Raw genomic sequence first — 19,433 nt, forward strand, 5'->3', positions numbered from 1 at the left:
ATCTTATCAGGCGGTTTTTCAACCTCCCTCATCACGCAGCAGCGACTTAGTTACCCGCCGCTATTGATCCTCGCGCTTTGATAATCTGCCTTTCATCCGCAATCCCGTTCAGGCGTTATCCTGACTGAACTTAATCACTGCAAATTAGTTCAATCGCGCTACCAGCATCAGATCTCATTCCAGGCCTTAAGACGTTCTATTTATTCAGCGATTGCGCGTTGCGGGCTGTGATAATTTCTAACCCGATCTGCTGTCCATATGAAAGCTCAAGCGTATTGCCATCAGGATCGGCAAAAAATGCCCAGTAACCCACAGGCGTACCCGATTGCTGGGCGTCACGTCGCAACACGCCTTCAAGCCGTGCAAGCGTCACTTTTTCATCTATCTCTTCGCGGCTGGCACAGGCCACACCGATATGGCCAAACGGACCAAGCGGCGTATCTTCACTGTGATCAGATTGCACAAGCACCAGCGCGAAAGGTCGGGTTAAATCTGACAGCCACGCAACTTTCTGTGCTTCAGGAATGCCAGGTTCACGCTGGTGTATCACCTGCATCCCGGCATAACGCTGATAGAAATCCACGCTCTTATTTAAGTCGCGTACCTGTAAAGCAAGATGAGTAAAACCGGTATCGTTTGACATGGCTGCTCCCTGTTCAGATTGAGCAATCACCATGCCACAGACGTCATTCAGGATTTGATCAGGGATGCTCAGCCGTTACGTTCTTCGCACATTACCTGATTACGCCCTGCCCGCTTCGCACGATACAACGCCTCATCGGCGCGCTCTATCAGCGCCTGTTTGTCCTGTTGTGAGTCAGAAGCAAGCCAGACAGCGCAGCCTGCACTCACTGTGACATGCTTTTGCGGCAGATTAGTCGTGCTGTGCGGAATATCACGCTGGTTAACCGCTGCAATGATAGATTCAGCAAGGCTCAGCGCGGCTGACAGCGGTTGGTCCGGCAATATGATGGCAAACTCTTCACCGCCGTAGCGTGCCGTGAGTTCGTTTTGACGACGTGAGGTATCCTTCAGAACGGTGGCGACTTTTTTCAGGCAGTCATCACCAGCAACATGGCCGTAGGTATCGTTGTAGCGTTTGAAATAATCGATATCGAAAAGAATCAATGAAACCGGCTGGCCGCTGATCGCCGCCTTCTTCAGGCTTTCAGTCAGCATTTGATCAAAATGGCGACGGTTAGCAACGCCTGTCAGCCCGTCGTTGTGTGCCAGATTTTCCAGTGAGCGGTTTGCAGCCGTCAGCTCATCACGTAATCGGGTCAGTTCGCGCTGATAACGCAGCGTGTGCCGGGCCTGACGCAGCAAAAAGGCCCCAAGCAACAGAATGATGGCCAGCAGCACCAGATTCAGAATCAGGTCCTGTATCCAGCTCTTCACCCAGCGATTAAACATTTCATGCTTGTCATAGCCAACGGCAACGACCAGCGGATAGCGCTGCGATCGGACAAAGCCAAAGATACGTTTTTTACCATCCAGCGCCGCGTTCCACTGCCCGCTGCCTTTATCCGCATTAGCCAGTAATTTCAGGAATATCGGGCTCACAGAGAGGTTTTTGCCGATATAGCTATCTGGCATCGGACGGGCGTAAAGCACCGTACTGTCGGCCAGCGTCAGTACCATGACATCGCCCTCATTCAGTTCGTAATAACTGTAGAGACGGCGCAAATAGTCCACTTTGATCGTCGCGAGCAGGACGCCCTGGAAACCGTAATAAGCATCATTAACACGAAGCGTAACCGGAATGATCAGTTCATGAGTAATGCGACTGCGGATCACCGGGCCAACATGTAAACTATTGCGCAGGCTGGAGCGGTGATAATCAAAATATTCACGATCGATATTACTGGCGGGAGGCGGCATTCGGCTCATGGATGTGGCAAGCCACCTGCCGTTTGCATCATAGTAGTACAGGCCCTGAAGTTGCGGCAGACGGCGTTGTAACAGCCGCATGGTATGGCTCAGCGCCTCGCTATCCACACCGGTAGTCGCAATCTGCCTTTCAAGCTCGCGCTGAACTTCCCGTAAAGAAAGCTCGGTTTGCAGAAACGTGTCATCCATCTGGCGCGCCTGCGACAGCGACAGGTTAACTGCCGCATCTTCAGCCTGAGCGACAGTATCGTTCCAGTCTTCGCGCAGCATCCACAGATTCAGGCCAATGACTGCCACAGTGAGCAATACGCCCGACAGCATGATGCTTCTCAGTAGTGGTGACATGTTTGACGCTGGGCCGTCATTTTTCCGACGAAACTTCATGCCTGTCCTTAATGAACGCTGTTGACTGATTTAAGCACAGTTAATCAAAAGCCAATATGCAATTCCTGTAATACCGCTTCGATAGTACCAATCAGTCAATAACCAGCTGATTGCACTTTAACCTTCCTGTTAATCAGTAAAAGCGACACCCTTTATGTATCAATCCCAGTGAATAAAACTGCATAAACACTTCAACTTTCAGGGGGGTAAATGTTACCCTTACCGGCTGAAAAATTTGCATTTTATTGATTGTGTTGAGTATTTGAGGATTTTATGAGTAAGAACCTGAGCAGCCTGAACAATATCCGCACGCTTCGTGCCGCGTCGCGCGACCTGCCGTTGAATGAGCTGGAGGAATTACGCCAGAAATTTGAGACGGTGGTAAACGAACGTCGTGAAGAGGAACGCGCGCGGGAAGCTGAAGCCCGTGAGAAAGCGGAAAAACTGGCGTTCTATCAGGAGCTGCTGCTGGAAGAGGGAATTAACCCTTCAGAGCTCGTCAACAGCGCCTCTGCTGCGGTTGCCGGTAAGAAGAAGCGTGCGAAGCGTCCGGCGAAATACCGTTACAGCGATGAAAATGGCCAGGTTCGCTACTGGACTGGTCAGGGCCGGACCCCTTCGGCCATTAAAACAGCGATTGAAAATGGCCAGTCGCTGGATGATTTCCTGCTCTGATTACGATGATTTCTGCCGGAATACTGACCGCCACATCGCGCCAATATTCCGGCATGCTACGTCATCGGGCGCAGAGCGTTATCCCCATCCTGTCAAATGCTCTCATCTGCCGGCTGCGGGCCGCGAAAGGTCCGGCGCCACTCGCTGGGAGAAACACCAAACCGGGATTTAAAACGCTGCCGGAATGAAACGGGTGAATCAAAGCCTGCCTTGTCTGCCACACCTTCAATACTGATACCGGTTGTTTCCAGTAAAACCTGGCTGCGTTGCAGACGCTCAACCATCAGCCACTCTCCCAATGACATGCCCGTCGCCTTGTTAAAATGACGCGTCAGCGTTCGACGGCTCATGCTGAGCGAACGCGCGAGTGAATCCAGATCCTGTGGCTGATGAAGATTTTCCCGCAGTGAAGCCAGCAACGCGTTGATCTTAACGTCACGCGTGGTTTCAGGAACCGGCCGATCAATGAACTGTGCCTGACCTCCTTCACGGTAAGGCGGTACCACCATGCGCCTGGCGACCCGATTAGCAATGGCGCTGCCATAGTGCTGACGGATGATATCCAGACAGCAGTCAATACCCGCCGCGGTGCCCGCTGAGGTGATCAGACGATCGTCACGCGTATAAAGGGCGTTACTGTCGAGGTGAACCTCCGAAAAGCGCTCGCTGAAGTCACGCTCAAATTCCCAGTGGGTGGCCGCCCGGTGCTGATCAAGGAGACCGGCATAAGCCAGTACGTAAGTGCCCAGACACAGTCCTACCACCTCCGCACCACGCTGCCAGGCCGCCACCAGCTTATCAAGCAGCGCCTGCGCCGGCTTTTCAGCTGGATTGTGCCAGTAAGGAACGATAATGATGTCAGCCTCATCAAGGGGTTCGGAACCCCGTTCCACCAGGATTGAAAGCCCCATTTCTGAAATTACCGGACCGGGTTTCTCTGCGCAGATCTCGACATGAAACAGATCCTGCTGCGGCAGAGCAGAACCGAAAAGAATGCAGGGGACGGAAAAATGAAAAGGACTGAAACCGGCCGTTGCCAGCACCGCGACGCTCAAAGCAGCCATCTTCTTACCTTATTCTGTGAAAACGCAGGATTGAGAATCTACCTCGCCATTGGTCCGGTTTAACGCCACAACGCTCAGAACGTCATTGTTTCACCATCTTCCGGGATCAGCACCTGGTCAGCAATACCCTGTTCCAGGGTATAAGCACGCAGCTCAGCGCGCGTCAGTAAACAGTGGTTAATCGCCTCCATATGTGAGGACACCAGCGTCGCTTCCGGCAGGATTTTTAACGTGTGCAACGTATCTTCTTTTCCCATGATAATCGGGCCATAGCGATCGTTAGTTGCATTGCCGGTGTTCATTACCACGACCTGCGGTTGAAAACGCTGCAGCGTTCTGACATAGGGCTTAACCCACACGGTATCGCCCGCAATATAGAGCGTTTTTTCTGATGGATGTGTAAAGACCAGACCGCAGGCGTCGCCCAGAATATCGCCCATCACCTTATCGGCATACAACGCATTACTGCCATGTTGCCCCTCAGTTTTATAGATCGTCAGGCCGTCAACAAAGTGATTCTCTTCCTGCAGTACCCGAACGTTTTCAAACCCCTGCGAACGAATCAGTGCGGCATCAGCTTCGTGCTGACTGTAAATCATCATCGTCTTCGGCACTAACTGCTGTGCAGCCTCATCCCAGTGATCCCGATGCGTGTGGGTAATAATCACCGCATCGACCCCCAGCAGAGAAGCTACCGGAACAGGCAACTCAACCATCGGATTTCTCAGGTGAGGTCGCGCATTACCGGCAAAACCTGGCAAGGCCTCTTTTTCGGCCAGCATGGGATCGATCAGAAATTTTTTGCCTGCATAGTCCAGTTGCAGCGTGGCGTTTCGAATCTGGGTCAGCTTCATTTAATCTCCGTGAAAAATCTCAGTAACATCCGCCAGGTTTACTGGCTGCCATGAAGTCACTTTACGGTAGTCTGCTGCCAGCTCGTGACAGGCTCAGAGGACAGTGTTCGATGGAATCGGGCCAGGTTAAAATTTTTTCTGATAGCATGATGCCAGTGGCGATTAACACCACGGAATACAGCCGCAGCGTGTTCCGGACCGGGTTTCCGATTATCAATCTCTGCAAGGAGAACCTTTGAACGATCTGTGGAAAATATACTGGCTGGAGGCATCGGGTGATGTTGGGCAATACAAACCGGCAATAGTCAGCGCCGCAGAGACTGCCTGCCAGCATCTCTCATCCGTGACGCGTGTCCCTCGTCTGGATATTTTGGTCCAGTGCATGCCGGAGACTGTGATACCTGAAATAGGGTTTGCAGGCAGGGCATACAGTTCCTCAGTGTTCGGTCTGACCATCGATCCGGCAAATCCGAATCTGACCGGGATGCTGGAAAATGGCACGCTGGTACGACAGATTCTTCACGAAGTGCATCACTGTTTGCGTATGCGCGGACCCGGTTATGGATGGACGCTGGGTGAAGCACTGGTCAGTGAAGGCCTGGCCGGTCAGTTTGTCAGCTGGCGACTGAATACCGCCGCTGAACCCTGGGAATGCGCCATTTCGCTGAACGAACTTCGGGCTAACCCGGTGCTGCTGACCACGCTCCAAAGCCCTCGCTACGATCATTCTGCCTGGTTCTATGGCACGGGTGACTATCGCCGATGGCATGGATATACGCTGGGCTACCAGATGGTTGCTGCCTGGCTCCGTCTTAATGGGGAATGCACTACAGAAAAATGGTTCAGCGTGACAGCCGATGAAGTCATCGCTGCAGGACTGGCAGATGGACTGCTGACAAAATAAAGGCAAAAAAAATGCCGCAGCAGGCTGCGGCATGTCATCTCAGATTCGCATCAGAAATCGGCTTTCAGTACCACGCGGTAATTAGCTTTACCGGCGCGGACGTGATCCAGCGCTTTATTGATGTCTGACATCGGGAAGAACTCGACCTGTGGGGCAATATCCGCACGAGAAGCAAGACGCAGCAGCGAACGCAGCTGACCCGGTGAGCCGGTTGATGAACCGGTTACCGCTTTGTCGCCCAGGATCAGATCAAAAGCACTCACTTCAATCGGCTTCATCACTGCACCCACGGTGTGGAATTTACCCTGTGGTGCCAGCGCCGCGAAGTAAGGTTTCCAGTCAAGGTCAACCGCCACTGTGCTCAGGATCAGGTCAAAACGACCCGCCTGTTTCTTCAGGGCTTCAGGGTCGCGGCTGTTAACCACTTCATCCGCGCCCATATCCAGAATCGACTGCTTCTTATCCGGCGTTGAGCTGAACGCCACGACTTCAGCTCCCATTGCGTGCAGGATTTTGATCGCGATGTGACCCAGACCGCCAATACCAATGACACCTACACGGCTGGTCGCCGTGATGTTGCTCATCAGCAGTGGTTTAAATACGGTGATACCACCGCACAGCAGCGGACCGGCGCTCGCCACATCCAGTTTTTCCGGCAGCGGAATAACCCATTGCCAGTCAGCGCGCAGTTTCTCGGCAAAACCACCTTTGTTCATGATGGTCGGGATGCTGCCCTGCTGACAGTTAACCTGCTCGCCGTTGATACAGGCATCGCAGTGCTGACAGCTTTTGGCTGTCCAGCCGATTCCTACACGCTGGCCGACAGACAGACCTTTGTTCTTCGCCGCTTCGCCCAGGGCAGAAACCCGTCCAATCACTTCATGTCCTGCAATCACCGGGAACTGAGAGATGCCCCACTCGTTATCGATCATCGACAGGTCTGAGTGGCATACACCACAATATTCAACCTGGACTTCGACTTCTTCGGCTGACAGTTCGGCTGCATCGTACTCATAGAGTTCAAGGGCCTGGCCAGCCTGCATGGCTGCATAACTTTTAATTTTCATTCATACCTCTGCGTGATTAATCACGGACAAGTGTAACAACTGAAAGCCGGCCTTGCCTGGCCGTTGCGCTTACACCGCACTTTTTTGTCTTTTATTCAGATAATTCAGCCTTTAACCTGCGCACCTGAAAGAGTTTGTAACACCTTGAGCTGTGCGACAGCTTCCTGCATGGCGTCCATTCCCTGCGTCAGTTCACGCAGGCTGCCAAGATGCTTCGCAATATCGGCGCGCTCATGACGGGTCTGCTGATTCATCGCTGCCAGCGTGTCGGCTGCACTGATACTGCGCTCTGCCATCTGCGCGGCGGTCTGCGCCGAGTCACTGGCCACAAGGCGAATACGAGAGATCGTGCTGACCGCCTCACCGATGTTGCTGGCTGTGGCTTCGGCCTGCTCTTTCGAGGAGTGCGCCAGACGACGAACTTCGCCCGCGACGACGGCAAACCCGCGGCCAGCTTCGCCTGCACGCGCCGCTTCTACTGCGGCATTCAGCGCCAGAATATTGGTCTGGAAAGCAATATTGCTGATGCCATGCGTAATCTCATTGATGCCGTTAGAGATTTTCTCCAGATCGTCCAGACCATCATCAAGACGACCCTGCGCCTGCTGACTCTCGGTAGCGATGTTGCTGATGTTACGGATGCTGCTTTCCGCCAGGCTTAGCGTCTCGCCCTGGCTCTGGGTGGCCGTTTCCAGCACCGGCAGCGCCTCCATCAGTGGCGTCAGTGCCTGCTGATAGTTGATAACCCGGTCCAGCACCCGCGTTTGAATACTGTTCAGCGCTTCCCAGCGGCGCAACGCGCGCTGCGCATAGTGTGCTGCGTAACCGGCATACTGCACCGGGAACTGGCTCATTGCTTTAACGTCATGATTGAAGAACACCAGCGCCGAAAGCGTCTGATTGATTGGCACGCCCAGGATTTCACCAAAGCTTGAGAAACCAGCGGCGGCAATACCTTTAAAGAAGTGGGCGTTATGCAGCTTGTCGGCATTACCGACACGACGCAGGATACAGTCGTTCATCAGAATGGCGGCCGGTTTGCCATGCTGAGCGGTAAATGCCTGCCACTCCTGCTGCGTTGCCTGTTTGAAGTCTTTTTCCTGCATCAGGAACAGCCGATCGCCAAACTCAAGGTCACAGAAAAACTGCACGCCACCCGATTCAATTTTAGCGATCGAGCGAATGAAATACTCCCCGCCGACTTTAACACCGAAGGTTAACCCCTTTAGCCGTTCGGTCAGCTGCGCTTCGGTGCAGTTAAGGTGTTCACACAGCGACGCGACAAACGGCTGCTGCTGCCCCTGGCGGTTAAATACGGAGGTGACAGTGCGCGCAACCGGATCGGCTTCGGCAATCAGCCAGCTCTGATCGCGTGGCGTAAAGTTCTGGCTTTTAAACGGAGCAAAAGATTTTCCGGGTGCCATCTGACAGAACACGATCACGGCTTTGCCCTGCAGCACCCTGCCGCCGGTACCAATCCAGGTGCCATCGAAGGTGATTTTACCGCCCGCTGAACCGCCAATGGCCAGGCAGGGAAAACGCCCGCAGTTGTACCAGGCCTGCATCAGGAAGCCTTCTGACGCCGACAATCCATCACAGTAAATCATGGCGAAAGTACGATCGGCCGAGAGCGGCATCCGCACCTGCAGACGCGCCAGCTCCTGCTGGATAGCGGTGATGCGCTGGCTGGCGGTCTGCGTGTCGGCGACATGCAGATCGACTATGTGCGTCTCATGACTGGCAATCAGCGTGTCGGGCAGCCAGAGATAGCTTCCTTCCGGGCCATTGCCATCACAATAGGTACTTTGCGATCGGCTGCTGCTCAGCGCGCCGTTGGAAGAGAGCGTCAGCACCGTCAGATCGGGAGTGTTAAAGCGCTGCCAGGCCTGACTCACCCGCTGAAAATCGGCTTCAGGCGGAACAAATGTCATCAGGATCCCGCCCGCGCGCGAGCCTAAACCCAGGGAGGAGAGTGATTCCGGCAACGCACGACAATCGTAGGTGCCATTTGCTGGCTGGCTGCTACGCCTAAGACGGGCAACAGGCAGGCGTCTTTTGATCGTCTTAATGATCGACATATTATTATTTTCGCTTTTATTAGAGTAAGTTGCGCATAAATTTGCGCTTTCTGGTGTGTATAAAAGGAGGGCTAAATGCAGGTCCGTTCGCGTTCAGAACTCGTCGCTGAGTACCGGGTTCATCATTGATCGGCGCGCTCAACGCCATTGGGTTATCGCCACTAGCGGGAAAAGCTTTAGCAATTGCTGCAGTTAGTTTAATGCGTGAATTTGTTACATTTTAGTAGCATAAAATAGCTCGGGGCGGGGATCTGGCGGGCAGTTGTATAGACGAGCGGGTGACAGATGTTGACTGTTTGCGATGCAGACTCACCCATGCGATATCTGTCACCTCAAATGTAGATACAAAGGGGCTGACTGTGGGCACAGTTAAGATTCGAATCAATGATGCCCTCAAAACACGATCCTATGCTGCGCTTTTCTGCTTTTGATCATCAGAACCCAGTTCTGGCGTGTCGATCGGGATCGCATAACTCATCACATTCTCCTTTTTCGTCAGGCCTTTAAGCGTAATTGATCTCACACGGCCCTGCCGACGCTAAACCCGACTGCAGAATTAACATCAGGATTATCAACTATTTCAGGCTGTGCATTTGCATTAGCGAAGCGGACGACTATGCTTGCCGATGTGACTAGCTAGTCCTTTTTATCTAACGGAACATTGATATGAGGTCTTCCTATGACACAACAGAAGTACAGAGGTGGTGCCGGCAATTTTGCCAACGATCCAGAGCGGGCGAGTGAAGCTGGCAGTGCAGGAGGCAAAGTCAGTGGAGGCAATTTCAAAAACGATCATGAGAAAGCCAGGGAAGCCGGTCGGAAAGGAGGCAAGATTAGTCGACGTCCTTCTAAGTAATTCTGAATAAAGCGCTTTAGGACGTATTACGCCATGGATTGGCATCTATCCAGCGAGTAAATGAATCACATCACTGAGCCTTGTCCGGCTTCGGCATCGTCCGCTTTTACGGTATTTTTCCCGTCCGGCATCCACAACGCTGACGCTCTCACACTTTTCTATAGCGCTCTGTTTTCAGCTAATATTCTGGTTTTTAACGCGTTCCTTCCTGCGGAACACGATCATTTTATCTTCGGTTGCGTTGTGGGATATATTGGCTGCACTCTCGTGACATTTATTCTGCATAACAGGTAATCCCGGCAATGGCTCTGATCCCCAAAAACTACACGCGGCTGGAAAGCGGCTACCGTGAGAAAGCACTTAAAATCTATCCGTGGGTCTGTGGACGCTGCTCACGTGAGTTTGTTTATTCAAACCTGCGCGAACTCACGGTTCACCATATCGATCACGATCACACCAATAATCCGGAAGATGGCAGTAACTGGGAGTTGTTGTGTCTCTATTGCCATGACCACGAGCACTCAAAGTACACCGAGGCTGACCAGTATGGCACCCGCGTGGTAGCAGGCGAGGATGCACAAAAAGATGTTGGTGAGGCCACCTACAATCCATTTGCAGACCTGAAGTCGATGCTGAATAAGAAGAAGTAACCGCCGAATTCTGAGCCTGGCAGGCAGTTTAATTCCGCGCTGACAGGCTCAACTCCGTCTCAGACCCTGGGCATAAAAATCCCCCTGCAACTGGCAGGCCCGCTTCGCGCTATCCACTTCCAGACAGAGATCGATATCTTCCCGAAATCCACGCTGTTTAAGCTCCAGGGCTGAAGCACATTCGTGAAGAGATGACAGATTCAGCTGCTGCCAGGCGGCTACCGCGCCCTCTGCTTCCGGCGAGCAACGGTCACGCCCGATTGCCGCGATAATACCCCCCGCTGCGACATAATCCTCAATAGCCGGGCGAAGCGTGCCATCGGGCCATCTCTCGCCACAGGGGATCACCAGAATACGTTCAAAGTCCCGACAGGCCATTGCCGTCTGCGTAAGGTTTCTGATGCAACCGCTTAATACAGTGACGCGCGCATCCACATCTCGTGCCAGAAATGAAATCGCTGAGCCATTGGGCGATGGCAGGACCAGCTTCTCGCCCTCTTCTATTTTTCTAATCGATACAGGCGAGAGACTAAAACCGTTAGCGTCAGAGCCTCTATCGAAGCTGGCGACCTGCGCCCCGATCGTGTTTGCATACCCGACAGCAGAGGCATCTTTCCACGGATAAGGATAAACCTGTGCACCCTTATCGACCGCTAGGCTGACACAGGTGGAGAAAGACATCACATCGACGATCACAATGCACTCCACATCCTTCGCCGCGTAAGTGACTGCAGCTGGCCCCCACTCAAGGCGAACGTCAAATCTGTCCTGATTACACCATTGCATATTTCATCCTCCGGACGTGCTGGGAGTTGGCCTGTAAATCAACGCCACGTTGCTGGCGGGTCATGGTAGAACAAGATATCAGCGCACTCAGCTATCCATAGAAGCGATTTCCGAAACTGAACAAATTGAGAGTTGATAACCTGGCCCTGTATAGTTAGCCAGAGCTTAAAACCATTCAATGATAAATGCGGAGCAGGTCGATGATTTCAAAAGAAAACGCAGAACATTATGTCTGGGGAGACGGGTGTGATGGCTGGTACCTGATGAAGCGGCAGGATATGCTGGTGATTCATGAAAAAATGCCGCCCGGCACCCGTGAGAAAAGACACTATCATGCTACATCACGGCAATTTTTCTTTGTTCTTATGGGCGTGCTCACTATGGAACTTGACGGAAATATTCATGAGATCAGCGCGCAGCAGGGAATCGAAATTCCCCCACACGCTAAACATCAGGCCCGAAACGACAGCGATCTGCCGGTAGAGTTTATTGTGATTTCTCATCCGACAGCACGCGGAGATCGTACTGACCTTCCTTAATCTTCAACAGCTCATTCTCGATACACCTTATAAAAGGGTGCTGGCTTATAGACGGATCAGCAATCAGGAATGGGATATCTGAGCTCAATATCAGGTGCATCAGCCAACACTCTGCCTGAGCGAGTCATCAGATAAGCCGCCAGCTCTTCCGATGTAAACTCAACATCCGGCATATCGGCAATCTGAAACCAGACATCTGGCCAGTAAATGAGATCGGATACATTTCCATTGAAATTATTTTCGAGTAATAAGAGCGCGTGGTGTTGTTCTGATTCAGAAGCGTTGCCATTGCACACATAGTTGATCGTTTGAACCAGTTCGCTCCAGGTAAAATCTGCATAGTATTTTGCATAATTTAAAGCTGCCCGGACAAAATCTCTGGCATTTGTGTGTGCGGAGTAATCTCTGAAATCTGAAAATTCACAGGGTGTTATCACCTGACAATTCCAGTCAGCCATCTTCTTTTTCAACTCGGTATTGTCCTGGTCTGCGCCTTTATCGATTTCCGAAAGTATCTGTTCAACCATTTTTGCCAGCTCATTGATTTTTTTGGTGCTGACCCTGGCAGGTCTCATACGTTCAGGCAGAAGCATTCTTGCAATCCTTGTAAAAGTCATTATCCATGCGCTTTGAAGCGGGGCCGATGCAACTTAAGCATTTAACAGATCGAAAAGTAAAGCGCACAGTAATATCGTGCCGTTATATTTACGCAGTCATACTTAATCCGGACTGTGATCCCGTTAAGCTAACAACACGCCCCCATTATCGATGCTGATTTAACGCACAAACGAGATATTACCCCGACAGGCGAACCCCTGTTCCTGGTGAATTTCGCCGAAATCAAGCCGGACCGCTTCGTTTATTATCGCGCTATGACTCAGCGCTTCTTTCCTATTTCCCCCCTGCAATCCACATCCCCCAACTTCACCGAAACATTTTGAGAAAGAATTTCACCGAATATTAGCCAGAATCCACCCTGCAATAACTTTTTCTGTACCAGGCTTAGCGGATAACAATAGAGACACTGTGGAGCATTATGAAAGAGCAAAATCGCACAAATGGCATCGCCCCTTATGGTGGTGCTGCAGGTGGCTGGGGCGCACTAAAGGCGGTTGCCGATGCTATCCGCGGCCAGATGTCAGTGAAGCAGGATGTGATCGCCCTGTTCAAAGTCAACCAGCCGCAGGGCTTTGACTGTCCGGGTTGCGCCTGGCCCGACCCGCAACATGCCTCATCCTTTGAGTTCTGCGAAAACGGTGCAAAAGCCGTCTCGTGGGAAGCCACCAGCAAGCGCACCACGCCGGAGTTCTTTGCTGCTCATACCGTGAGTGAACTGTGGGAACGCAGCGCACTGCATCTGGAGGGCGAAGGACGGCTGACCCATCCGATGAAGTACGATGCCGCAACTGACACCTACCAGCCTGTCGAGTGGGAGACGGCGTTCCGGGAGATCGGTGAGCATCTTCGCAGCTACGACGATCCGGACAGCGTGGAGTTTTACACCTCGGGGCGCGCCTCAAATGAAGCGGCCTTCCTGTGGCAACTCTTCGCCCGCGAATATGGCACCAATAACTTTCCCGACTGCTCAAACATGTGCCACGAACCGACCAGCATCGGGCTGCCGGAGTCGATTGGTGTCGGCAAAGGTACGGTAGAGCTGGAAGATTTTGATCACTGCGATCTGGTGCTCTGCATCGGCCACAATCCGGGAACTAACCATCCGCGTATGCTGGGCACGCTGCGTGAAGTCTCTAAACGCGGTGCGACTATCGTGGCAATCAATCCGTTGCGTGAACGCGGACTCGAGCGCTTTACGTCACCGCAAAGCCCGATTGAAATGCTGTCGATGAGTTCTACGGAACTGGCCTCCACCTATTACAAAGTGCGGGTGGGCGGCGATGCGGCGATGCTGAAGGGCGTGATGAAAATTCTGCTCATCATGCATGAGGAAGCGTTGAGCAATGGCAAACCTGGCGTCATCGATGAAGCTTTTATCACTGAGCACACCGAAGGTTTTGAGGCCCTGAAAGCCGACCTTGAGAGCACCGAATGGGAACATATCCTGAAAGTCTCCGGCATGGCGCGTGAGGAGATCCAGCATATCGCCCGACTCTACGCCAGCGCTGAACGGACCATCATTTGTTATGGCATGGGGATCACCCAGCACCAGTACGGCACCCAGAACGTGCAGCAAATCGCCAACCTGCTACTGATGCGCGGCAATATCGGTAAGCCGGGCGCAGGTATCTGTCCGTTACGCGGTCACTCCAATGTCCAGGGCGACCGCACGGTCGGCATCACTGAGATCCCGCCGCAGTCGCTGCTGGATGGCATTGAAAAAGTCTTTGGCTTCAAGCCGCCGCAGAAACATGGTCATGGCGCCGTTGAGGCGATCAGGGCGATGCGCGACGGCAAAGCTAAAGCGCTGCTCTGTCTGGGCGGTAACCTGGCTGAGGCGATTTCCGATCCGCAGGTGACGTTCCCGGCGATGCGCAAGCTGGATCTGGTCGTGCATATGGCGACCAAACTTAACCGTTCACACCTGTTACTCGGCAAGCACAACTATCTGCTGCCGGTACTGGGCCGGACTGAGACCGATGTTCAGGCAACCGGGGCGCAGAGCGTGACCGTTGAAGATTCGATGTCGATGGTGCATGCCTCACGCGGTTCGCTGAACCCGGCTTCACCGCATCTGAAATCTGAACCAGCGCTGGTGGCCTCACTTGCTAAGGCCACCCTGCCAGACAGCGTGGTTGACTGGTCGGGCATGGTAGCCGATTACAGCCGCATCCGTGATGCCATTGAAGGAGTGTTCCCGGCGTTTGAAAACTTTAACGAGCGCATTAAGCATCCGGGTGGATTCCGGCTTCATAATGCAGCCTCAGAACGCGTCTGGCTGACACCTTCCGGCCGTGCGCAGTTTCAGGTGATGCAGGGCATTAATGAAGATCCCCGCTCGCTGAAATGCCATGACCTGGTCCTTACCACTTTGCGCAGTCATGACCAGTACAACACCACGCTGTATGGGCTGAATGACCGTTATCGTGGCGTCACAGGCCGCCGCGATGTGCTGTTTATCAATGCGGAAGAGGCGGAGAAACGCCAGCTGCGGGTCGGTGACCGTGTCGATCTGATGGCGCTGGATCCGGATGGCAATCCCACTTCTCGCCAGATGAAAAACCTGACCATTGTGATTATTGATATGGCCTCAGGTTCGGTCGGCGCTTACTACCCGGAGGCCAATGTGATGGTGCCGCTCGACAGCCATGATACGAAAAGCGGCATCCCCGCTTATAAAAGCATTCCCATCTCTATGACGCGCGTCACCGACGAGACCCAGACAACCTCAGGCGTTTTACGCTAGTTACAGGTAGTCAGACAGTGAATGTTGCCAGCGTGGCCGGTTCTCCGGTCACGCTGTTTTTGCTTTTAAGCCCTGCAGACAGACTTCTATTGATCCTTTCTCCCTGTTTTAGCGCCTGAAAGCACCCGGCGTGAAGCAACGCTGGCACCATCATCGTATACACTACAATCCTGAAAACGGCTCCATCAACGATCGTCTCTTTTTGTCTGCGCAGATATTCAGCGCCCTACCGGAAAAATGCCATGTTTCACCTGATTTTCAGCTTACCGAGCTGGTATGTAATTGCGCGCGTCATTATTCCGTTGTCTTTGCCACTGGCCATTAAGATCCTGCTTTCCGCACTGGTGCTGCTGGCCTCACAATATCTGCTCATAAGCCGTTTTACTTCGGGCGGGATATTTTCCGCTGAAATGCCCCGCATCGTTATCATCCTGTTTAACTGGGCATACAGCACCGTGCTGCTGCTGGCGCTGCTTCAGATAATGATGGATGCGGTCATGCTGATCGCCCTGCTATTGCGGCATCCGTTTGAGCTGATTCCCGGTGTTCGCTATCTGGCGGTGGTGCTGGCAATGGCGCTGGCTGCCTTTGGCGTACAGCAGGCGATACGGGTGCCGCCGGTCAAAGAGGTGACGCTGGTGCTGCCCCATCTTCCGGCTGAGTTCGAGGGTTATCAGCTGCTGCAGCTGACCGACCTGCACATCACCCGGCTGTTTAATCGTGCGTGGACCGCCGCGATGGTTGAGCGGGCGATGTCTCTTAAAGCCGATCTGATAGTGGTAACGGGCGATGTGATCGATGGCAGCCTGGAGCATCGGCGGCATGACGTTGCGCCGCTACGCGGGCTGGCAGCGCCTGATGGCGTATGGGCTATCACCGGCAATCATGAATATTTCTTCCATCAGGCGATCTGGACGGCCCACCTGGCCTCACTCGGACTTCAGCCTCTGCTCAACAGTCATACCGTAATCCAGCGCGGCTCCGCAAAGCTGGTGATTGCCGGCCTGCCGGATGCGTCTGCAGCGGGCAGAAACGCAACCGGCCCGGATCTGGCCCGCGCGCTGGAGCAGGCGCCTGACAACGCGCCGGTGATCCTGCTGGATCATCAGCCACGCAATGCCCGCCAGAATGCAGCGCAGGGTGTGGATGTCCAGCTCTCCGGTCATACGCATGGCGGCCTGATTATTGGCCTGGACCGGCTGTTTGCGAAACCCAACGCCGGATTTGTGTCCGGGCTTTATCAGGTCGGTGGGATGCAGCTCTATGTGAATAACGGCACTGCACTCTGGCCCGGCATGGCGGTCAGGCTGGGTCGTCCCTCGGAACTGACCCGGATTACTCTGCGCCGACAGCCGTAATCGCGTGACAAAATAGCCTCAGTAAAGTGCGGTTTTCGCAGGTGTGCATAAGCTTGAGTGAAACAAAGGAGATCACCATGACGATGCTATGTACCGCCTGCGGGACCGCTTATCTTTCTGATGCCCCCAGGCAGCACTGTAAAATCTGTGAGGATGAACGTCAGTATGTTCCGGCTGCGGGTCAGCGCTGGATCGCGTTTGATGAACTGCGCGGCAGCCATGCCAATAAGTGGACGGCCCATAGCGATGCGCTGCTAAGCCTTAAAACCGTGCCCGAATTTGCCATCAACCAGCGCGCTTTTCTGCTGCGCACGCCGCACGGCAATGTGCTCTGGGACTGCATAGCCAACCTGGATGACGCCACTTATACGCTGATTGCGGCGCTGGGCGGCATTGATGCTATCGCGATTTCACATCCGCACTACTACACCACCATGCAGGAGTGGGCTGAGGCGTTTAACGCGCCCATTCATTTGCATGCCCGCGATCGGCAATGGATTGTGCGGGAAAGTCCGCATATCCAGCTCTGGGAGGGCGAGTCGCTGACGTTGATGCCGGATGTGACGCTGTTAAGGCTGGGGGGCCATTTTCCCGGCGGCAGCGTACTGCACTGGGATGAGGGCGAAGGGGTGATGCTGGCAGGTGACATAATTCAGGTCACGCCGGGTGCCCATAGCGTGTCATTTATGTGGAGCTACCCGAATATGCTGCCGCTGTCAGCCGCCACCGTGGGCGACATCATGCATCGGCTCTCGGGCGTGACGTTCGGACAGCTTTATGGCGCGTTTGAAGGGCAGGATATTCATCAGCAGGCGAAAGAGAAAGTGATGCGGTCGGGAGAGAAGTATCTGGCCTGTCTGCAGGATCACCAGGCATAGCCGGCGATAGTCGCAGTGAAGAGAACAGCCGCCCACCGGGGACGGCTGTTTTAACCCTTTATGCGGTCTGGAATACCGCGACCATGGTTCGTAACTGCCCTGCGCGCGCGGCGAGTTCATCAGCAGAGGACGCTGACTCTTCTACCAGCACGGCGTTCTGCTGCGTGACCTGATCCATCTGGTTCACCGCAATATTGACCTGCGAGATACCGCTGCTCTGCTCTTCAGATGACGCTGAGATATCGCGCATCAGCTGTGAGGTCTGTTCAATCGCGCTGACGCTCTGCTTCACTTTGTCGCCTGCGTTCTGCGCCATAGAGATCCCTTCCTGCGCATGACCAACTGACTGCTCGATCAGGCTCTTAATCTCTTTCGCCGCACTGGCTGAACGTTGTGCCAGCGCACGCACTTCCGACGCGACAACCGCAAAACCTTTGCCCTGCTCACCGGCGCGTGCCGCTTCAACGGCCGCATTCAGTGCCAGAATATTGGTCTGGAAGGCGATGCTGTCGATCACAGAAGTGATCTCTTCAATTTTCCCTGAGCTGCCACGGATTTTGTGCATGGTTTCCATCACCGAATCCATCGCTGCACCACTTGAGAGTGCCGCCTGCGTGGCTGATTCTGCGCGGTCAGAAGCAAAGCGCGTGTTATCGGCGTTCTGCTGAATGATTGACGCCAGTTGTTCCATACTGGCTGCTGTTTCAGCCAGTGACGCGGCCTGCTGTTCAGTACGAGACGAGAGATCGCCATTGCCGCGGGCAATCTCTTCTGAGGAGTTAGCGATGGTGGCCGCGTTACCTTTGATATCCGAAACCAGCTGAGCCAGACGCTCCTGCATCCTCATCAGTGCATTCAGTAACTCAGCCATTTCATTGCTGCCGGAAACGGTCAGTACTGCCGTCAGATCGCCTGCCGCCACGCGGCTTGCAACTTCGACAGCTTCTTTTACCGGGCGAGTCACCGAACGGGTGATCATCACGGCGACGACAACGGCCAGCAGCGCGACGGCCAGCAGACCTGCCAGCAACACATACTGTGACTGGCGCTTCGCATCGATCTGCACATCCATCATCTCTTGCAGTCGGGTACTAGTTTGATCACCCAGTTCTGAATATCGGTTGATCGCCTGAGTAAACACCCGCACGTATTCAACCGGTGCCACAGTGGCGTGCCCGCTCACAAACACGCTATCAGCCAGCTGCAAGGCGCCCTGAGCCTGCTGATTTGCATCCTGTGCCAGACCGGAGAAAGAGGTTTTCAGAGCCGGCTCAATAGAAAACACCTTGTCCAGATTGCTGTTGAACTGAGCCAGAGCCGTTCTGCCATTATCAATCTGGAACGCCAGGCGGCTGCGATCGGTATCAGTGATGTTTCCGCTCGCAAGCAGTGATGTTCCATTGGCACGAATCTGACCCAGCGTTTCGGTCAGCAACGGCAGGCGGCTGTAGATGCTGACGATCAGCTGATAAGTATTCAAGTCCGCATCCAGCGACAGCTGATAGAAATCCAGCACATCCTGATTCATATCCAACAAAACCTGAATCAGGTGGGCATGGCGTGTCAGGCTGGTTGCCAGCGTCAGCTTGCCACTATTGATATCATTCTGCAGCTGACCCCATTCCTGATTTACCCTCTGCAGCGACTTCAGCGGTTGAGCCTGCCCGTCATCCTTACGCAGGTCGTCAGCAATCGTGCTGGATAAGGTATTTATTTGCGAGACCAGATCCAAACGGGGTGCGTTATCAGGCTTGTTAAGTGAGATAGCAATCGCGCTCTCTGCACGGTGACGCTGAAGCAGGTTGAGGAGTTTAAGCACTTTTTTCTCAACAGGTATACCGGATAGTTCCACTTGCTTGGTATCAATAAGCTGGTTGCCCGTCTGAATAAACAGAAAGGTAGGTAAAATAAACAGAACCAGTGCAAAAGATCCCAAGAGGAGGAATTTCGCTGGCAGATTAATGCGGTCGAGTAATTTCTTCATTCTTATTCGCTCTGATGTGTGAGGCGTGCAGTGAGTAGTGCACAAAATAGGTTGTGTATTATTATTTTTTACTTTTCTTTTACATAGCCAGTGGTGCCTCAT

At 53.5% G+C, this 19,433-nt stretch carries 17 protein-coding genes; 8 read left to right on the forward strand and 9 right to left on the reverse strand.

Annotated elements, in window-relative coordinates; all coding sequences use genetic code 11:
* Positions 1-196: 196 nt before the first annotated feature.
* Positions 197-643 carry a VOC family protein gene (locus PU624_RS03390; protein WP_283545298.1) on the reverse strand — a complete coding sequence of 149 codons (447 nt, stop codon included), beginning with the start codon at positions 641-643 and terminating at the stop codon, positions 197-199.
* 68 nt (positions 644-711) lie between these two features.
* Positions 712-2,274 carry a sensor domain-containing diguanylate cyclase gene (locus PU624_RS03395; RefSeq protein ID WP_283545274.1) on the reverse strand — a complete coding sequence of 521 codons (1,563 nt, stop codon included), beginning with the start codon at positions 2,272-2,274 and terminating at the stop codon, positions 712-714.
* 273 nt (positions 2,275-2,547) lie between these two features.
* Here PU624_RS03395 and PU624_RS03400 point away from each other — a divergent pair, with 273 nt between their 5' ends.
* Positions 2,548-2,949: an H-NS family histone-like protein gene (locus tag PU624_RS03400; protein ID WP_283545275.1), complete on the forward strand. Its 402-nt coding sequence runs from the start codon at positions 2,548-2,550 to the stop codon at positions 2,947-2,949.
* Positions 2,950-3,041: 92 nt separating this feature from the next.
* Here the strand turns inward: PU624_RS03400 and PU624_RS03405 are convergent, their stop codons facing one another.
* Positions 3,042-4,013 carry a GlxA family transcriptional regulator gene (locus PU624_RS03405; RefSeq protein WP_283545276.1) on the reverse strand — a complete coding sequence of 324 codons (972 nt, stop codon included), beginning with the start codon at positions 4,011-4,013 and terminating at the stop codon, positions 3,042-3,044.
* Positions 4,014-4,087: 74 nt separating this feature from the next.
* Positions 4,088-4,867 (reverse strand): MBL fold metallo-hydrolase, encoded by a 780-nt coding sequence (locus PU624_RS03410; protein WP_283545277.1) that lies wholly within the window; start codon positions 4,865-4,867, stop codon positions 4,088-4,090.
* A gap of 235 nt (positions 4,868-5,102) precedes the next feature.
* On the opposite strand from PU624_RS03410, the gene PU624_RS03415 reads away from it, so the two are divergent.
* Positions 5,103-5,771 (forward strand): DUF2268 domain-containing putative Zn-dependent protease, encoded by a 669-nt coding sequence (locus tag PU624_RS03415; RefSeq protein ID WP_283545278.1) that lies wholly within the window; start codon positions 5,103-5,105, stop codon positions 5,769-5,771.
* A 50-nt stretch (positions 5,772-5,821) separates the two neighbouring features.
* Here PU624_RS03415 and ahr read toward each other — a convergent pair whose 3' ends face one another.
* Positions 5,822-6,838: an NADPH-dependent aldehyde reductase Ahr gene (gene ahr, locus PU624_RS03420; protein ID WP_283545279.1), complete on the reverse strand. Its 1,017-nt coding sequence runs from the start codon at positions 6,836-6,838 to the stop codon at positions 5,822-5,824.
* Positions 6,839-6,942: 104 nt separating this feature from the next.
* Positions 6,943-8,916 (reverse strand): methyl-accepting chemotaxis protein, encoded by a 1,974-nt coding sequence (locus tag PU624_RS03425; protein WP_283545280.1) that lies wholly within the window; start codon positions 8,914-8,916, stop codon positions 6,943-6,945.
* Positions 8,917-9,595: 679 nt separating this feature from the next.
* Here PU624_RS03425 and PU624_RS03430 point away from each other — a divergent pair.
* Positions 9,596-9,772 (forward strand): con-10 family general stress protein, encoded by a 177-nt coding sequence (locus tag PU624_RS03430; protein WP_009093122.1) that lies wholly within the window; start codon positions 9,596-9,598, stop codon positions 9,770-9,772.
* 302 nt (positions 9,773-10,074) lie between these two features.
* A complete protein-coding gene (yajD, locus tag PU624_RS03435; protein ID WP_003850685.1) occupies positions 10,075-10,422 on the forward strand; it encodes an HNH nuclease YajD in 348 nt (115 codons plus the stop codon).
* Positions 10,423-10,470: 48 nt separating this feature from the next.
* Here yajD and PU624_RS03440 read toward each other — a convergent pair whose 3' ends face one another.
* Complete coding sequence (locus PU624_RS03440; RefSeq protein ID WP_283545281.1) at positions 10,471-11,208, reverse strand: 2-phosphosulfolactate phosphatase; 738 nt, start codon at positions 11,206-11,208, stop codon at positions 10,471-10,473.
* A gap of 200 nt (positions 11,209-11,408) precedes the next feature.
* Between PU624_RS03440 and PU624_RS03445 the strand changes: the two genes are divergently transcribed.
* Entirely contained in the window at positions 11,409-11,747 is a 339-nt protein-coding gene (locus PU624_RS03445; protein WP_283545282.1) for a cupin domain-containing protein, read from the forward strand.
* A 56-nt stretch (positions 11,748-11,803) separates the two neighbouring features.
* On the opposite strand, the gene PU624_RS03450 is transcribed toward PU624_RS03445, so the two are convergent.
* Positions 11,804-12,340 (reverse strand): hypothetical protein, encoded by a 537-nt coding sequence (locus PU624_RS03450; RefSeq protein WP_283545283.1) that lies wholly within the window; start codon positions 12,338-12,340, stop codon positions 11,804-11,806.
* A 443-nt stretch (positions 12,341-12,783) separates the two neighbouring features.
* Between PU624_RS03450 and PU624_RS03455 the strand changes: the two genes are divergently transcribed.
* From PU624_RS03455 to PU624_RS03465, 3 genes are all read left to right on the forward strand, one after another.
* Positions 12,784-15,111, forward strand: coding sequence for an FdhF/YdeP family oxidoreductase (locus PU624_RS03455; protein ID WP_283545284.1), 2,328 nt, complete (start codon positions 12,784-12,786; stop codon positions 15,109-15,111).
* A 242-nt stretch (positions 15,112-15,353) separates the two neighbouring features.
* The gene (locus tag PU624_RS03460) at positions 15,354-16,469 is read left to right on the forward strand and encodes a metallophosphoesterase (RefSeq protein ID WP_283545285.1); all 1,116 of its coding nucleotides are present in this window, start codon (positions 15,354-15,356) and stop codon (positions 16,467-16,469) included.
* Between the two features lie 77 nt (positions 16,470-16,546).
* Positions 16,547-17,347 carry an MBL fold metallo-hydrolase gene (locus tag PU624_RS03465; protein WP_283545286.1) on the forward strand — a complete coding sequence of 267 codons (801 nt, stop codon included), beginning with the start codon at positions 16,547-16,549 and terminating at the stop codon, positions 17,345-17,347.
* A gap of 58 nt (positions 17,348-17,405) precedes the next feature.
* Here PU624_RS03465 and PU624_RS03470 read toward each other — a convergent pair whose 3' ends face one another.
* Positions 17,406-19,331, reverse strand: a complete 1,926-nt coding sequence (locus PU624_RS03470; RefSeq protein ID WP_283545287.1) for a methyl-accepting chemotaxis protein — start codon at positions 19,329-19,331, stop codon at positions 17,406-17,408.
* Between the last annotated feature and the right edge of the window lie 102 nt (positions 19,332-19,433).

It is taken from the genome of Pantoea sp. Lij88 (genome assembly GCF_030062155.1).
In the GTDB taxonomy this organism is placed as follows: Bacteria; Pseudomonadota; Gammaproteobacteria; order Enterobacterales; family Enterobacteriaceae; genus Pantoea.